Here is a 15,571-nt window from a genome sequence, read left to right as displayed (position 1 = left end):
ACATACGCCACCAGCTATACAATAAATAGCAAATCAATTCCAGAGACACGCCATGAGCCGACTCGGCCACACCCGCGACAAAATCTACAAAACTGTGGCCCGCCAACTGCATGGCGTGGTGCCGTGCTGGGTGTGTGGCGAACATGTGCTGCCCGCCGCTGCCACGCTGGAGCACATCCAGCCCCTGAGCGAGGGCGGCAACAGCCACCTGGAGAACCTGGCCATCAGCCACGATGTGTGCAACAACCAGCGCCATGCGACAGGCGTGGTGCCGGTATCGACCGCGCAGCCTGGGAATGTGCAACGGGTAAGAGTGCAGCGCGGCTAACCCACGCCGCCAAACACACCGCGTGCAATGGATTTACGGCCCTGCTTGACCTGCTCCATGGCGGCATCGGCGGCCTGGATGATCTGGTCCACGCTGCCGTTGCCGCCCAGCCGCAGCTGGATGCCAATGCTGGCCGTGCAGCGCACAGGCAAGGCAGCCACCGCGTAATCGCGCTCCAGCATGTCCCAGATTTTGTCGGCCACGGCGTTCACATGGTGGACGGCTGCGGGCTCTTTGCCGCCCAGGTCTTCCAGCAGCACCACGAATTCATCGCCGCGTACCCGGGCCACGGTGTCGTTTTGCCGGATGGCGGCCATCAGCCGTACCGACACCTCGACCAGCACTTTGTCGCCGACCGCGCGACCATAGGTGGCGTTGACGGCTTTGAAGTTGTCCACATCGACGTACAGCACCGCAAAGTAAGAGCGCTGCCGACCGCTGTTGAGCTGTGCCCGCCAAATCCGGTCGCGCAGCAAACGCCAGTTGGGCAGGCCGGTCAAGGCATCGTTGAAAGCCATGGACTGGATCAGCTCGGCCGACACCTGCAGCCGCGTGGTGTCGCGCACCACCCGGGCCACGCCGGTACGCCGCCCCTGGCCATCCACCAGGGCCACCAGGGCGATTGACACCGGCACCAGGCTGCCGTCCTGGTGCAGGCGCAGGGTGTCCAGGGTCTGCACCTCGGTGCCCAAGGCCTCTAGCAAAGCGTCTTCTTCGTGCAAGCGGTCGGCGGGAACGAGCCGCTGGAGCGTCTGCCCCTGCATCTGCTGCGCGGTGTAGCCAAACATAGCTTCTGCGCCCGGGCTCCAGCGGTGCACAACGCCGTCCAGGCCCTCCCAACTGATGGCATCGGTAGAGGTCTGGGTGATCGCCTCCAGGCGTTGCTGCAGGCCGTGGAGGCGTTGGCGGTGCACAAGCCACAGTACACCCCCCACCAGCAAGGCGGTGAGCAGCACCAAGGCCACAACGGAAGTCTGCAATAGCATGGACGAATCTTAGTGCCGATGCTCACGCTGCGCCTGCCGCCAAGGAATTAGCGTAACAGCTTGCAGGCCTTACGTCCCCGATTGGTGCGAAATACGCCGAATGGTCACTGAATAGTCACCGAATAGGTGCACATATCTTGTATATCAGTTGGCACAGTTTCTGCATAATCCGCAGCAATGACCACTGCCGCCGACATCAGTACCCGCATCATCGAAGCCGTGATGGCGCAAAAACTCGCCCCTGGCGCGCGCCTGGGCGAGCAGCCGCTGGCCATGCTGTTCGACTGCAGCCGCACCATCGTGCGCGAGGCACTGACCCGGCTGGCGGCACGCGGCATCGTCACCGTCAGCGCACGCCGGGGTTGGTATGTGATAGAGCCCTCGCAAGACGAAGCCCGCGAGGCCTTTGAGGCCCGCCGGGTGATCGAAACCGGGCTGATCCGCAGCCTGCAAGGCATTGAAAAGCCTGCCCTGAAGCGACTCAAACAGCACCTGAAAGAGGAGCAGGCCGCAGTTAAAGGCAGTGACGTAGGCACGCGCAGCTTTTTGCTGGGCGACTTCCATGTGTGCCTGGCCGAATGCCTTGGCAACAGCCTGCTGGCCGACACGCTGCGCGACTTCACCGCCCGCACTACGCTGATCGCCATGCTCTACCAGTCCTCGCACAACGCCGAGCAGTCCTGCGAAGACCACGTGCAAATCGTCGCCGCGCTAGAAAAAGGCGACACCGCCCTGGCCGAACAACTCATGGCCGCACACATCGGCACGGTGCAGCACGCTTTGCGGCTGCCGGTCAGCATCGACCCGCTGGCCCAGTTGCGCGATGCCCTGGCACCGGTGGGCTCTTCAGCCAAAGCAGCATCTGCGGCACAAGACTTGCATACAAGATCCCGTAAGGCCAAATCCAAACCCGGCACCGGCATGGATGCGCCCCCCGACGACCCTTCCACTTACCTAGGAGCCCTGCTATGACACGTACGTCCCCCGCTATCCCGTTCACCCGCCGCCACTTCCAATCCGGCCTCGCCGCCATCGCCCTGCTCGCCAGCCTGGGTGCCCACGCCCAGACCGCACTGGACGACGTGCTCAAGGCCAAAAAGATCACCATCGCCATCCCCACCGACTTCCCGCCCTACGGCTTTGTCGGCACCGACCTGAAGCCCCAGGGCCTGGACATCGACATGGCCAACTACATCGCCACCAAGCTCGGCGTGGCGGTGGAACTGGCCCCCGTGACCAGCACCAACCGCGTGGCCTATCTGCAGTCCAAAAAGGCCGACTTGGTGATCTCGTCGATGGGCAAAAATGCCGAGCGCGAAGCCGTGATTGACTTCACCGTAGCCTACTCGCCCTTCTTTCAGGCTGTGTTTGCCGCCAAGAGCGTCAGCATCAAAAGCTTTGCGGATCTGGCGGGCAAATCGGTCGGTGTGACCCGCGGGGCGATCGAAGACCAGGAGCTGACTAAACTGGCACCGCCTACCGCCGACATCAAGCGTTTTGAAGACAACAACGTCACCGTCTCGTCCTTCGTCTCCGGCCAGGTGCAGGTGATTGCCACCGGTGCGTCCGTCGCAGGCAACCTGATGGCCAAGAACCCGCAGCTCAACGCCGAATACAAGCTGTTGCTGAAAGACTCGCCCAACTTCATTGGCGTGTCCAAAGGCGAAGACAAGCTGCGCCTGAAGGTCAATGAAATCATCCTCGCTGCCAAAAAGTCCGGCGACCTAGACAAGATGGCCGTGCGCTGGCTGGGCCGTCCGGCTGGTGTGTTACCCGAATAAATTTAGCCACACCGGAGCCAAGCCATGCGCATTGCATTCGACTTCTACGCCGTGCTGGCGCAATGGCCGCTGCTGGCCAAGGGCATCGTCTGGACCCTGGGGCTGACGCTGGTCGCTACGGTGATTGGCGCGGTGCTGGGCATCTGCTGCGCCTGGGTGCGCAGCCAGAACACGCGGGCACCCCAGTGGCTGCAGTGGCTGGTGGGCGCGTATGTGGAGCTGATCCGCAATACGCCGTTCATCGTGCAACTGTTCTTCATCTTCTTTGGCCTGCCCGCCCTGGGCTTCAAGCTGTCGCCCGAGGTGGCCTCCATTCTGGCCATGGTGATCAACCTGGGGGCCTATGCCACCGAGATCATCCGCGCCGGGATTGATGCCACACCCCGGGGCCAGATCGAGGCCGCCTCCAGCCTGGCGCTGAGCCAGATGCAGATCTTCACCCGGGTGGTGCTGCCGCCCGCCTTGAAGAAGGTCTGGCCCGCGCTGGTCAGCCAGATCATCATCGTGATGCTGGGCTCGGCGGTGTGCGGGCAAATCTCTACCGAAGAGCTGAGCTACGCCGCCAACCTGATCCAAAGCCGCAATTTCCGCGCGTTCGAGGCCTTCATCATCGCCACCGGCATCTACCTGGCGCTGTCGATGTCGGTGCGCAAGCTGCTGAACTGGCTGGGTCCGCGTTTCATTTACGGAAGGTAAACAGCCATGGTGGATTTCGCCCTTTGGGATATTTTTCGTAATTTATTGTTGGCGGCGCGCTGGACGGTGGGCCTGTCGTTGATGGCCTTTATCGGCGGCGGCATCGTCGGCGTGCTGCTGCTGGTGGCCAGGCTGAGCCAGGTGCGGGGGGCCAACACCTTTGTGGCCGCCTATGTGCAGGTTTTTCAGGGCACGCCGTTGCTGATGCAGTTGTTTCTGGCGTACTTTGGCATCGCGCTGTTTGGCATCAACACCTCGGCCTGGGTGGCGGCAGCTGCCGCGCTCACGCTGTACACCAGCGCGTTTTTGACCGAGATCTGGCGCGGCTGCGTGGCCTCGATTCCCAAGGGGCAGTGGGAGGCTTCGGAAAGCCTGGCGCTAAGCTTTGGCGAACGGCTGCGCTACGTGGTGCTGCCCCAGGCCATCAAGATCGCCATTGCGCCCACGGTGGGTTTCCTGGTGCAGGTGATCAAGGGCACGGCCCTGGCCTCGGTGATCGGCTTCATCGAGCTCACCAAGGCTGGCACCATGATCGCCAACGCCACCTTCAAGCCCTTCGTGGTGTATAGCTGCGTGGCATTGATGTACTTCGCCCTGTGTTTCCCGGTCAGTTTTTACGCCAAATTGTTAGAGAGGAAGATGCATGCAGCCCGTCGCTAAACCCCAAGCTGGCCCGATCGTCGAAATCAAAGGGCTGCGCAAGTCCTTCGGTACCAACGAGGTGCTCAAAGGCATCGACCTGGAGGTGCAGGCCGGTGAGGTCATCGCCATCATCGGCAAAAGCGGCTCGGGCAAGAGCACGCTGCTGCGCTGCATCAACGGGCTGGAAGTCTTCCAGAGCGGCAGCCTCACCGTAGACAGCAAGCCGCTGCTGCACGACAACGCCCTGGCCATGCGGGCGCTGCGCCAGCGCGTGGGCATGATTTTTCAGGGTTTCAACCTGTTCCCGCACCTGACGGTGGGCAAGAACGTGATGCTGGCCCCGCGCCTGGTCAAGCAGCAGGCCGACGATGCCGGTACCGCCCAGGCCAAGAAGCTGCTGGCCCGCGTAGGTCTGGCCGAAAAGTTCGATGCCTGGCCCGACCAGCTCTCCGGTGGCCAGCAGCAACGCGTGGCCATTGCCCGCGCCCTGGCGATGGAGCCTGCGGTGCTGCTGTGCGATGAAATCACCTCGGCGCTCGACCCGGAACTGGTCGGCGAAGTGCTGCGCGTGGTCGAAGGCCTGGCCGACGAGGGCATGACCCTGCTGATGGTGACGCACGAAATGAGCTTTGCCCGCAAGGTCAGCAACCGCGTGATCTTCATGCACCAAGGCCGGGTGCACGAAATGGGGCCGCCCGCCGAGTTGTTTGGCAACCCGCAAACGCCAGAACTCAAGCAGTTCCTGTCCTCACTGACAGATTAAGCAATTGCTCTTGTATTTATAGCTGCTAGCGCAGATAGTGTCTGCGCTAGCAGCTATTTTTATTTAAAAAATGCTCAGGCGTATTCGCGCTGAGGTTCGCGCTTGACTTCCAGTTTCGCATCATCTTCCTTCTGGATTTGCAGCATCGCGGTTTCCAGCTTGCGGTAGGTGGCCACAAACAAATCCTGGCAAGCGACCCGGTGGCCGGTGGAGCTGCGGTCGGCTTCGGTGGCAATCAAGGCTGCAACGATGGTGGCAGTGGGTTGCATAAGTTCGACTCTCATGGTGAATCCTTTCGAAATTATTAATTACGGCCAACGCGGATTGCATCAGCGCGTAAGCCATTTCAATCCTGTTTGGAGCGAATGGCAATCGGGTAGACACTAGGCAGGCGGTCATCCGCCGTTTCTTTACCTCTGCGACACACCGAACTTGCTACACGACATCTTCACCCGCCACTGGATTACGCTGCACAGTGTGTTGGTCTTGCTGGGCCTGGGCATCTACATCACCGGCTCCCACACGCTCAAGCAGCGCCGCCACCCGTCCGCCGCCATCGCCTGGACGATTTCGCTGGTGTTGCTGCCCTACATCGCCCTGCCGCTGTACTTTATGTTTGGCCGCCGCAAGCTGGCCAGCACCCGCCGCGCGCTAAAAACCCTGGCCCAAGGCAGCCCGCAACCGGCTACGGCCCAAGAACAGCTTGCCACCGCACTGGGCCTGGGTGCGGCCGCCACATTCGACTCGCTGGCGATCCACAAGAACGGCAGCGAAGCCCTGCAGAGCCTGCAAGAACTGATTGCCAAAGCCCAGCACACGCTGGACATCTGCACCTTTATTTTGGGGCGGGACGTGCTGGGCGATGCCATCACGGCGCAACTGCTGCAGCGCGCCCGCCAGGGCCTGAAAATCCGCCTGCTGCTGGATGGCATCGGCATCTACCTGGGCGGCCACCCGAACCTGAAACGTCTGCGCGCTGCAGGCATCCAGGTGGTCTTGTTCGTGCCACCCTTGTCGTCGCCGCTGCGGGGCCGCACCAATCTGCGCAACCACCGCAAAATGGCCGTGGCCGACGGTACCTGGCTATGGTGCGGAGGCCGCAACCTGGCCGCCGAATACTTTGAGGGCGACACCGTGTCGGTGCTCAAAAAGCCGGTCTGGATCGACCTGAGTTTTGACCTGCACGGTGCCTTGGCCGGGCATGCCCAGCAGCGCTTTGAGCAGGACTGGATCTTCGCCACCACCGGCAAGAGCCCCAGCGCCCCAGCCCTGGCCTGCGCAGTTACACCCCATGGCCTGCATGGCCGTTTGGTGCCCAGCGGCCCAGACCAGGCCGACGACACCTTCTACACCCTGCTGGTGTCAGGCTGCTTTACCGCGCAAACGCGCATTCTGGCCGTCACGCCCTACTTCGTGCCCGACCAAACTCTGCTGATGGCCCTGACCCTGGCGGCACGGCGCGGTGTGGCCGTCGATCTGGTGCTACCGCGCCAGTCCAACCACCGCCTGGCCGACATCGCCCGCCATGCCGCCCTGCGCGAACTGGTGGCCGCCGGGGCCCACATCTGGCTGTTACCCACCATGGTGCACGCCAAGGCGGTGCTGATCGACCAGGATCTGGCCCTGGTGGGCTCGGCCAACCTGGACGAGCGCAGTCTGTTCTTGAACTACGAGCTGATGGTGGCCTTTTACGACCCGACCGTGATGCAGCAGTTTGCTGACTGGATCACCCCATTGCAGCGCCGCGCTCTGCCCTACCAACCCAGGCCGCCCAGCCTGCGGCGGGAGCTGGTCGAGGGCCTGGTGCGGTGGGTGGCTTTTCAGCTCTGATCGAGACTGTGATAGGAGATGCGAGAGACTTGTCAACTGCGTAAATAACAAGCAGTGCAAGGTTTACCCTTATAGATCAAGGGTTTACCCTCTCTATTCTGGCCAATTTCAGAGTTATCCCCAAAGTTATCCAGTGCAACCGGGGGTAACTGCACACCCCCAGGCTCCAGTGCTACGCACTAATCCTCCCCCCCCCTTGCAGGGGGCAACACCAGCAGCCTGGCAAAGCCAGGTCTGCGGTGTTTCTGGAAGGTACACGCCTGTTACCGCAACCCTGCGTAGCTATAGCCTTTGGCGCAACGCCTCATACAGGCACACGCCGCTGGCCACCGACACGTTCAGGCTCTCTACCGCGCCATGCATGGGGATGCCCACCAGCTCGTCGCAGGTCTTGCGGGTCAGTTGGCGCATGCCGTCGCCTTCGTTGCCCAGCACCAGCGCCACCGGGCCTGTCAGGTCCACCTGGTACAGGGTTTTGGGCGCGTTGTCGCTGGTGCCTATGCACCAGATGCTGCGTTCTTTGAGCTCGCCCAGGGTGCGCGCCAGGTTGGTGACCATGAAGTACGGCACCGTCTCGGCCGCGCCGCTGGCCACCTTGGCCACCGTGGCGTTGATGCCCGCGGCGTGGTCTTTGGGGGCAATCACCGCGTGGGCACCGGCACCGTCGGCCACCCGGAGGCAGGCACCCAAATTGTGCGGATCCGTCACGCCGTCCAACACCAGCAACAAAGCGGGTTCGGTCAGGCTGTCGAGCAGGTCGTCGAGCGAATGCACCTGGGGGATGTGCTCCACCCGTGCCGCCACGCCCTGGTGGCCATGGCTGCCGCAGAGCTTGGCCAGGCGCATGCTGTCGCCCTCGATCAGGCGGGCACCTGCCTCATTGGCTTTTTCCAGGAACTGGCGCATGCGCGCGTCGCGCCGGGTGGGCTCGTAGTAGATTTCGATGATGGATTTGGGCGCGGTTTTCAGGCGCACGCCCACGGCATGGAAGCCGAAGAGAACTTTAGGGGAAGACATGGGGAGATTATCGACGCTGGCGCGCCCACTGCGCCACACTATTCTTTTGATAGCTATCAGCGTAAGCAAAATCTGCGCTAGAAGCCGATTTCTTATAAATTCTGTACCGCTCTGTTCCCTGGTACACACAGAACACACTCCGTCCAGAAACACCGCAGGACTGGCTTCGCTACGCTGTTGGTGTTGCCCCCTCCAAGGGGATAGCCGCAAAGCGCTTGCGCTGTCGCCTGGGGTTTAGACCATTCCTCCGGCTTCGATGGTGATGCGGCGTTCGCATTGGGCGGCGATGGCGCGGTCGTGGGTCACCAGCACCAGGGTCGTGCCCTGCTCGCGGTTCAGGGCGAACATCAGCTCCATCACTTTTTCGCCGGTGGCAAAGTCTAGGCTGCCGGTGGGCTCGTCGGCCAGCAGCACGGCGGGCTGGACCACGAAGGCCCGCGCCAGGGCCACACGCTGCTGCTCGCCACCGCTGAGCAGCTTGGGATAGTGGCCCAGGCGTGCACCCAGGCCCACACGCTCCAGCATCTCTGTAGCGGCTTTGCGGGCATCTTTGCGCGCGGCCAGCTCCAGCGGCAGCATCACGTTCTCTAACGCGGTCAAATTGCCCATCAACTGGAAGCTCTGGAACACAAAACCCATCTTTTGCGCCCGTACTGCCGCGCGTTGGTCCTCGGTCAAAGCAAAAATATCCTGCCCGGCCACGCGCACCGTGCCCTGGCTGGGCGTGTCCAGCCCGGCAATGATGGACAGCAGCGTGCTTTTACCCGAACCCGACGCGCCAACAATGGCCACAGTCTCCCTGGCCGCGAGTGAGAAATCGATATCGCGCAAAATGGTCAGTGACCCGGTGGAATCCGTGACGGATTTGGAGATGTGTTCTACCGCAATGACGGCACCGGTGGACAGAGTTGGCATGAAAGGCTTTGAGTTTTGAAACGTAGACACTTTATCGCGGCGGCAAGCCTCGTCCTGGCCGTAGGGGCATCGGCCGCCCCAAACCCTTCGATTTTGGTGGTGGGCGACAGCCTGAGCGCCGAGTACGGCCTGGCCCGCGGCACGGGCTGGGTGGCCTTGCTGGAAAAGCGCCTGGCCATTGAAAAAATCGCTGCCACGGTGCACAACGCCAGCATCAGCGGCGACACCACACCCGGTGGCCGCGCCCGCCTGCCCGCCCTGCTGAGCAGCGTCAAACCCAGCGTGGTGGTGATTGAGCTGGGCGGCAACGATGCCTTGCGCGGCCTGCCCTTGCAGGGCACCGAAGACAACTTGCGCAGCATGACCGAAGCGGCACAGAAAACCGGGGCCAAAGTGCTGCTGGTGGGCATGCAGGTGCCGCCCAATTACGGACGCGACTATGCCGAACGCTTCAGTGGTCTGTTTGCCAAGGTTGCCAAGGGGGAGAAAGCCGCGCTGGTGCCGTTTCTGCTGAAAGGCGTGGCGGATGTGCCGGATGCGGTAAACCTGTTCCAGCCGGACCGCATCCACCCCAAGGCGGAGGCGCATCCTACGCTGCTGAACAACGTGTGGCCGGAGCTGAAGAAGCTATTGAAGTAATCAGGACTCTGTAGGAGCCTCGGGCGGCTGGCCGTCCGCCGGGGCGCTGCCATCCTCTGGCGCATGCTCGTCGTGCTTGCGTTCGCTTTTGGTTTTGAGCTTGTCCTCTTTCTTCTTCTTCTTGGCCAGCTCTTTTTGGCGCTTTTCGTATCCGTAATTAGGTGTTGCCAAGGTCTTCTTCTTTCAAGTAGTGTGCTGCCACTTTAACAGCTTGCAACCAGTGTTTGAAGCGCCTGCGCCAAGTCGGCCTGCAGATCCGCCACCGACTCTAATCCCACCGCAAAGCGCACCAAGGTGCCTTGCGCAATACCCGATGGCCACTGTTTGCGCATACTGGCCAGCTCGTATGGAACCACCAGGCTCATGGGGCCGCCCCAGCTGTAGCCGATCTTGAAAAGCTGCAAGGCATCGCAAAACGCGTCGACCTGCGCGCTCGTGTATTGGGCATCCAGCACCACACTGAACAGGCCCGCTGCCGCATCCGTGCGGCACAGCGTGAGCCAGTGGGCGTGGCCCGGTGAATCAGGCAAGGCCGGGTGCAGCACCTGGGCAAATGCAGGCTGCTGCGTGCACCACCGCGCCAAAGTGCGGGTGGCGGCATCGTGCGCGTGGTAACGCAAGGCCATGCTGGACAAGGAGCGCAGCACCAGCTCGGCATCGTTGGCCCCCACGGCGAGGCCCAGGTGCATGTGGGTGCGCTGTATCTTGCGGTGCAAGGCCGGGTCGCGGGTGATGACGCTGCCCATCAGCACGTCGCCGCCACCGCTGGGGTATTTGGTCAGGGCATGCGCCGAAATATCCACCCCCAGCGCCGGGCTGGTGCCGGGCAGCAGATCGAATGGGTTGAAGGCCAGGCCCGCACCCCAGGTGTTGTCGAGCGCGCAGACCACGCCCCGGTCATGGCAGATGCGCACCAGAGCGGGAAGATCGGGGAACTCCAGCGTGACCGAACCGGCGGCTTCAACCCACACCAGCCGGGTGGAGTTGGTGATTTTGGCGGCCAAATCGGCCGGGTCCATCGCGTCATACACCTGGGTGGTGATGCCCCAGCGCGCCAACTGCCCATCGGCAAACGACTTGTTAGGGCCGTAGACGTTGTCGGGCACCAGCATGCTGTCGCCGGTCTTGAGCAGGGCCAGGGCCACATTGGCAATCGCCGTGAGTCCGCTGGGCACCAGCACGCAATAGGTGCCACCCTCGATAGTGCACAGGCGCTCTTCCAGCTGGTAGGTGGTGGGCGTGCCGTGCAGGCCGTAGGTATAGCCGGATTTGTCCTTCCAGTCGCGTTCGCGCATAGCGGCAACGCTAGGGAAGATGACGGTGGAGGCTTTGAACACCCCTGGCTGCGGAGCCGCAAAATCGGCCGGTGGCTGGTAGGGGTGGTGGATGAGTTGGGTGGTCAGGTCAGGCAAACAACATCTCCGTCAAACGTGCATCAAAGTTTCCACTTTTCCATCAATTGCTCGGGGCGCATGGCATCGTAGCCTTCAAAAGGCTGGTGGATCCACGGGTTGGTGGGCAAAAACTCCACCGAGTAGTCTGGGGTGAACACCGACACCGCCTTGGTCCAGACCACGGCGCTGCGCAGTTCGGTGATGGGCGGGTAGTTGGTCTTGAGCTGCTGGATCACCGAGCGCAAGGTGTGGCCGGTATCGGCCAGATCGTCCACCAGCAGCACTTTGCCCGCAATCTCGCCCTTGGGCGTGGTGATAAAACGGGCGATGTCCAACGTACCCTGCTGCTTACCGGCATCGGCGCGGTAGGAGCTGGTAGACATGATGGCCAGCGGTTTGTCAAAGATGCGCGACAGCACATCGCCAGGCCGCAAGCCACCCCGTGCAAGGCACAGGATGGTGTCGAACTGCCAACCCGACTGGTGCACTTTGAGCGCCAGTTTTTCGATCAGGTTGTGGTACTCGTCATAACTCACGTACAGGTGTCTACCGTCTTCTGTCAACATGGGGAATACTCCTGAAACTATAGCTACTCGCATAGGCACTGCTTACGGTAAGTGCCTATTCTTATCTTAATTTTTTAACGACTCTGCCAAGTGAATGCTCAAACGCACATTGTCGCGAAACACTGCAGAACTGGCTTTGCCAGGCTGCTGGTGTTGCCCCCTGCAAGGGGGTTGGCGAAAGATGCGTAGCACTGTAGCCTGGGGGTGAGTGTTAAGCCTGGTATGGGTGCTTCAGCAGGATGGTGTGGTCCCGGTCCGGGCTGGTGGACACCATCGCAATGGGCACGCCAGTCACCTGCTCGATGCGGCTGAGGTAGCGCTTGGCGTTAACCGGCAGCTTCTCGTAGTCGGTCACGCCCACGGTGGAATCGGTCCAGCCGTCGATGGCCTCATACACCGGCACGCAGCGGGCAATGTCCTCCGCGCCCATGGGCAGGATGTCGATCAGCTCGCCGTCCAGCATGTAGCCGGTGCAGAGTTGCAGCACGTCAATACCGTCCAGCACGTCCAGCTTGGTGATGCACAGGCCGCTCAGGCCATTGACCTGGGCGCTGCGCTTGAGCAAAGCGGCATCGAACCAGCCACAACGGCGGCTGCGGCCGGTGGTCACGCCTTTTTCAGCACCCACGGTGCTCATGTGGTAGCCGGGGGTGCCGGGCTCTTCCCAGGCGAGTTCGGTGGGGAACGGGCCGCCGCCAACGCGGGTGCAGTAGGCCTTGGTGATACCCAGAATGTAGTGCAGCATGCCCGGGCCCACGCCGGAGCCTGCCGCTGCGTTACCGGCCACGCAGTTGCTGGAGGTGACGTACGGGTAGGTGCCGTGGTCCACGTCGAGCAGCGTGCCCTGCGCGCCTTCAAACAGCAAGTTGGCACCACGCGCGTGGGCATCGTTGAGTTCACGCGATACGTCGGCCATCATGGGCTTGAGCAGTTCAGCGTGGCGCATGGATTCTGCGTACACCGTGTCGAATTCGATGGCCGGGGCGTGCAGGAACTGGGTCAGCACAAAGTTGTGCAGTTCCAGCAGTTCGCGCAGCTTGTTGGCAAAGCGCTCGGGGTACTTCAAATCTTGCACACGCAGGGCGCGGCGGGCGATTTTGTCCTCATACGCCGGGCCAATACCGCGGCCGGTGGTGCCGATCTTCTCGGTACCACCCTTTTCGCGCAGGCATTCCCGGGCGATGTCGATGGCCGCGTGGAAAGGCAAAATCAACGGGCAAGCTTCGCTGATGCGCAGGCGCGAGCGCACTTCCACACCGGCTTTTTCCAGGCCTTCGATTTCTTCGAACAGCTTGGCGGCCGACAGCACCACGCCGTTACCGATGTAGCACTTCACACCCGCACGCATGATGCCGCTGGGGATCAGGTGCAAAGCCGTTTTCACGCCGTTGATGACCAGCGTGTGGCCGGCATTGTGCCCGCCCTGGAAGCGCACCACGCCCTGGGCGCTCTCGGTGAGCCAATCGACCAGCTTGCCTTTGCCTTCGTCGCCCCACTGTGTGCCAACGACGACGACATTGCGGCCAGGTACTAAATTGTTTTGGGTGTTCATCTCGGAAATTTTCTTAAATAGCTTGCACGATCCACTGGCCCGCAGCTTGGGTCAGCATGCGGTCGCAATGGAATTCATCAACTTCACTCTCGTGGCCGGGCAGGATGCAGACCACTGTTTCGCCCTGGGCGCGCAGCGCGGCAATGGCACCGCGCACATCGGCCCCAGGGTCCCAGGGCGCACGGATCGCCGCCCGTAACGGACGCGGGCCCACCGCGCCCACGACCTGCTTCAAGTCCAGGCTAAAACCCACTGCCGGGCGGTTGCGGCCAAATACCGCACCCACTTCGTCATAACGGCCACCGCGCACCAGGGCATCGCCCGCGCCTTGCGCATAAATCGCAAAGCGGGCACCGCTGTAATAGGCGTAGCCACGCAGGTCGGCCAGGTCAAATGTGACGGGCGTGCCGTCCAATTGCGCCGACAGCCATTGCAGGTCGCGCAGGGCAGCCTGGATGGCGGGCAAGGCGGGCAACACGCGCTCGGCGGTCTGCAGGATGCTGGCATCGCCGTAGAGCTGGACCAGGGCCAACACGCCGTCACGCGAAGCTGCCGGGAAATCCTGGCACAGGCTGGCCAGCTCAGTCGCGTCCTTGTTGGCCAGTGCGGCATGCACGCGGGCCAGGTCCTCAATTGAGAGACCCAAATCGGCCAGCAGCGCACGGGCGATACGGGCATCGCCCATATCCACAGTTAAATCCTGCACATTGGCGGCCCGCAGACAGTCCAGCGAAAGTTGCAAGATTTCCAGATCGGCTTCCAGCCCGGCGTGGCCGTAGATTTCTGCACCCAGCTGCAGCGGTTCGCGGGTGGCGTGGGGGCGGTCGGGCCGGGTGTGGACCACTGGGCCGCAGTAGCACAGACGCGTCACACCCAGGCGGTTCAGCAAATGGGCGTCAATGCGGGCGACCTGGGGCGTGGTGTCGGCCCGCAAACCCATCATGCGACCCGAGAGTTGGTCTACCAGTTTGAAAGTTTGCAGGTCCAGTGCTTCGGCGTTGCCGGTAAGCAAAGATTCCAGGTGCTCCAATAGCGGCGGCATGACCAGTTCATAGCCATAGCCACGGGCGGCATCGAGCAAGGCGCGACGCAGTTCTTCGATGTGCCGAGCCTCGGAAGGCAGAACATCGGCAATGTGATCCGGGAGGACCCAAGCAGACATGGAGTTTTGGGAGGCTGTTAAAAAAGAGATTTTACCGGGCGGAAACACTGGGTTTCAAAACCATGACAGGTTTTGACCAACATCATCCCGAAATACCGCATAACCGGCTACGCCGTAATACCGGCGCTACCCCCTGTAAAAGAGTTGGAGCCGCCGCATGCACTGGGCAAGCCCGAGGGCGTTCGTCAGCCCACCAGCCAGAGAAGGAAAAGGCCTGCAACGATGCTGCACAGGCCAAAAAAACGCAATTGGCCATCTTGCAAGGCCAACATTTGCTGGAACACGCGCCGCCAGCCGCCCGGCGACAGAAGCGGCAACAGCCCTTCTATCACCAGCACCAGGGCCAGCGCGGCCCAAAGACTATTGCCTGCGTCTTCCAAGATTATTTCTTGGCCGGTGCGGCAACCGTATTACCAGTGCTGCCGCTGCCACGCATGGCTTTGAAGAAGTCAGAGGATGGGTCTAGCACCATCACATCGCTTTTCTTGCTGAAGCTGGATTTGTACGCATCCAGGCTGCGGTAGAACTGCGCAAAACTCGCATCCTTGCCAAACGAATCGGCGTACAGGCGTGAAGCTTCGGCATCACCCTCACCCTTGATTTTCTGCGCATCGCGGTAGGCGTTGGCAATCGTCACTTCGCGTTGCTTGTCGGCATCGGCACGGATTTTTTCGCCTTCGGCCGCGCCGGTGGAACGCAGTTCGTTGGCCACGCGCTTGCGTTCGGCCTCCATGCGTCGGTATACCGACTCGGTGATGGCTTCCACATAGTCCACCCGGGTAATACGTACATCCACCACGTCCACGCCCCAGGGTTTGGCACCCTGCACAGCTTCCAGCACTTCACGCTTCACGTCGGCCATCAGCACTTCGCGCTTGAGCGACAACAGGTCTTTCACGGTGTGTTTGTTGACTTCTTCCTGGAAGGCATTGCGCACCACACGGTTGAGCTGATTGGCACCGGCGTTTTCATCCAAACCCACATTGCGGATGTAGTCCGACGGGGCGGTAATGCGCCAGCGCACGTACCAGTCGATCACCACACGCTGCTTTTCGGCCGTCAACACGGGTTCGGCATCGGTACTGTCCAGCGTCAACAGGCGTTTGTCGAGGTAGCTGACGTTCTGGAACGGCGGCGGCAGCTTGAAGTTCAAGCCCGGCTCGGTGATCACTTCTTTGATCTGGCCCAGCGCATAGACCACACCAAACTGGCGCTGGTCCACCACAAACAACATCGAGCTCAGCAGTGCCAGCACCACCAGCAGGGAAGATCCGATAAAACCAATTCTGTTCAAAACATT

19 protein-coding genes are annotated in these 15,571 nt (G+C 61.8%); 8 read left to right on the top strand and 11 right to left on the bottom strand.

Going from position 1 to position 15,571, the window contains the following annotated elements; translation table 11 throughout:
* Window positions 1-52 precede the first annotated feature (52 nt).
* Entirely contained in the window at window positions 53-328 is a 276-nt protein-coding gene (locus AC097L_RS20755) for an HNH endonuclease (RefSeq protein ID WP_479588615.1), read from the top strand.
* Here the strand turns inward: AC097L_RS20755 and AC097L_RS20750 are convergent.
* Window positions 325-1,314, bottom strand: coding sequence for a diguanylate cyclase domain-containing protein (locus AC097L_RS20750; RefSeq protein WP_479588614.1), 990 nt, complete (start codon window positions 1,312-1,314; stop codon window positions 325-327). The genes AC097L_RS20755 and AC097L_RS20750 overlap by 4 nt on opposite strands.
* 177 nt (window positions 1,315-1,491) lie before the next feature.
* Between AC097L_RS20750 and AC097L_RS20745 the strand changes: the two genes are divergently transcribed.
* Genes AC097L_RS20745 through AC097L_RS20725 form a run of 5 tightly spaced genes read left to right on the top strand, consistent with a single transcriptional unit; the run spans window position 1,492 to window position 5,196 of the window.
* Entirely contained in the window at window positions 1,492-2,286 is a 795-nt protein-coding gene (locus AC097L_RS20745) for a GntR family transcriptional regulator (RefSeq protein ID WP_479588613.1), read from the top strand.
* Entirely contained in the window at window positions 2,283-3,095 is an 813-nt protein-coding gene (locus AC097L_RS20740) for a transporter substrate-binding domain-containing protein (protein ID WP_479588612.1), read from the top strand. The genes AC097L_RS20745 and AC097L_RS20740 overlap by 4 nt, the downstream gene beginning before the upstream one ends.
* A 24-nt stretch (window positions 3,096-3,119) precedes the next feature.
* Window positions 3,120-3,791: an amino acid ABC transporter permease gene (locus tag AC097L_RS20735; RefSeq protein ID WP_479588611.1), complete on the top strand. Its 672-nt coding sequence runs from the start codon at window positions 3,120-3,122 to the stop codon at window positions 3,789-3,791.
* A 6-nt stretch (window positions 3,792-3,797) separates the two neighbouring features.
* The gene (locus AC097L_RS20730) at window positions 3,798-4,451 is read left to right on the top strand and encodes an amino acid ABC transporter permease (RefSeq protein ID WP_479588610.1); all 654 of its coding nucleotides are present in this window, start codon (window positions 3,798-3,800) and stop codon (window positions 4,449-4,451) included.
* Window positions 4,435-5,196, top strand: a complete 762-nt coding sequence (locus tag AC097L_RS20725; protein WP_479588609.1) for an amino acid ABC transporter ATP-binding protein — start codon at window positions 4,435-4,437, stop codon at window positions 5,194-5,196. The genes AC097L_RS20730 and AC097L_RS20725 overlap by 17 nt, the downstream gene beginning before the upstream one ends.
* 74 nt (window positions 5,197-5,270) lie before the next feature.
* Here the strand turns inward: AC097L_RS20725 and AC097L_RS20720 are convergent, their stop codons facing one another.
* Window positions 5,271-5,480, bottom strand: coding sequence for a hypothetical protein (locus tag AC097L_RS20720; protein WP_479588608.1), 210 nt, complete (start codon window positions 5,478-5,480; stop codon window positions 5,271-5,273).
* Window positions 5,481-5,628: 148 nt separating this feature from the next.
* Between AC097L_RS20720 and AC097L_RS20715 the strand changes: the two genes are divergently transcribed.
* The gene (locus AC097L_RS20715; protein WP_479588607.1) at window positions 5,629-7,026 is read left to right on the top strand and encodes a phospholipase D-like domain-containing protein; all 1,398 of its coding nucleotides are present in this window, start codon (window positions 5,629-5,631) and stop codon (window positions 7,024-7,026) included.
* 282 nt (window positions 7,027-7,308) lie between these two features.
* Here the strand turns inward: AC097L_RS20715 and rlmB are convergent, their stop codons facing one another.
* The gene (gene rlmB / locus AC097L_RS20710; RefSeq protein ID WP_479588606.1) at window positions 7,309-8,043 is read right to left on the bottom strand and encodes a 23S rRNA (guanosine(2251)-2'-O)-methyltransferase RlmB; all 735 of its coding nucleotides are present in this window, start codon (window positions 8,041-8,043) and stop codon (window positions 7,309-7,311) included.
* A gap of 234 nt (window positions 8,044-8,277) precedes the next feature.
* Window positions 8,278-8,958 (bottom strand): ABC transporter ATP-binding protein, encoded by a 681-nt coding sequence (locus AC097L_RS20705; protein WP_479588605.1) that lies wholly within the window; start codon window positions 8,956-8,958, stop codon window positions 8,278-8,280.
* A 15-nt stretch (window positions 8,959-8,973) separates the two neighbouring features.
* Here AC097L_RS20705 and AC097L_RS20700 point away from each other — a divergent pair, with 15 nt between their 5' ends.
* Window positions 8,974-9,597, top strand: a complete 624-nt coding sequence (locus AC097L_RS20700; protein ID WP_479588604.1) for an arylesterase — start codon at window positions 8,974-8,976, stop codon at window positions 9,595-9,597.
* Here the strand turns inward: AC097L_RS20700 and AC097L_RS20695 are convergent, their stop codons facing one another.
* The 7 genes from AC097L_RS20695 to hflC form a co-directional block, all read right to left on the bottom strand.
* Window positions 9,598-9,768, bottom strand: a complete 171-nt coding sequence (locus tag AC097L_RS20695) for a hypothetical protein (RefSeq protein WP_479588603.1) — start codon at window positions 9,766-9,768, stop codon at window positions 9,598-9,600. It abuts the gene before it with no gap.
* Window positions 9,769-9,800: 32 nt separating this feature from the next.
* Complete coding sequence (locus AC097L_RS20690) at window positions 9,801-11,009, bottom strand: PLP-dependent transferase (protein WP_479588602.1); 1,209 nt, start codon at window positions 11,007-11,009, stop codon at window positions 9,801-9,803.
* 23 nt (window positions 11,010-11,032) lie between these two features.
* Window positions 11,033-11,557: a phosphoribosyltransferase gene (locus tag AC097L_RS20685; protein WP_479588601.1), complete on the bottom strand. Its 525-nt coding sequence runs from the start codon at window positions 11,555-11,557 to the stop codon at window positions 11,033-11,035.
* A gap of 211 nt (window positions 11,558-11,768) precedes the next feature.
* Entirely contained in the window at window positions 11,769-13,109 is a 1,341-nt protein-coding gene (locus AC097L_RS20680) for an adenylosuccinate synthase (RefSeq protein WP_479588600.1), read from the bottom strand.
* Between the two features lie 13 nt (window positions 13,110-13,122).
* Window positions 13,123-14,271 (bottom strand): ATP phosphoribosyltransferase regulatory subunit, encoded by a 1,149-nt coding sequence (locus AC097L_RS20675; RefSeq protein ID WP_479588599.1) that lies wholly within the window; start codon window positions 14,269-14,271, stop codon window positions 13,123-13,125.
* Between the two features lie 185 nt (window positions 14,272-14,456).
* Window positions 14,457-14,651 (bottom strand): DUF2065 domain-containing protein, encoded by a 195-nt coding sequence (locus AC097L_RS20670; protein WP_479588598.1) that lies wholly within the window; start codon window positions 14,649-14,651, stop codon window positions 14,457-14,459.
* 2 nt (window positions 14,652-14,653) lie between these two features.
* Window positions 14,654-15,565 carry a protease modulator HflC gene (gene hflC / locus AC097L_RS20665; RefSeq protein WP_479588597.1) on the bottom strand — a complete coding sequence of 304 codons (912 nt, stop codon included), beginning with the start codon at window positions 15,563-15,565 and terminating at the stop codon, window positions 14,654-14,656.
* Between the last annotated feature and the right edge of the window lie 6 nt (window positions 15,566-15,571).

Source organism: Rhodoferax sp. RT5P35, from assembly GCF_056521385.1.
The sequence above is the reverse complement of the archived record's forward strand: the minus strand, read 5'-3'. Positions and strand labels throughout refer to the sequence as shown.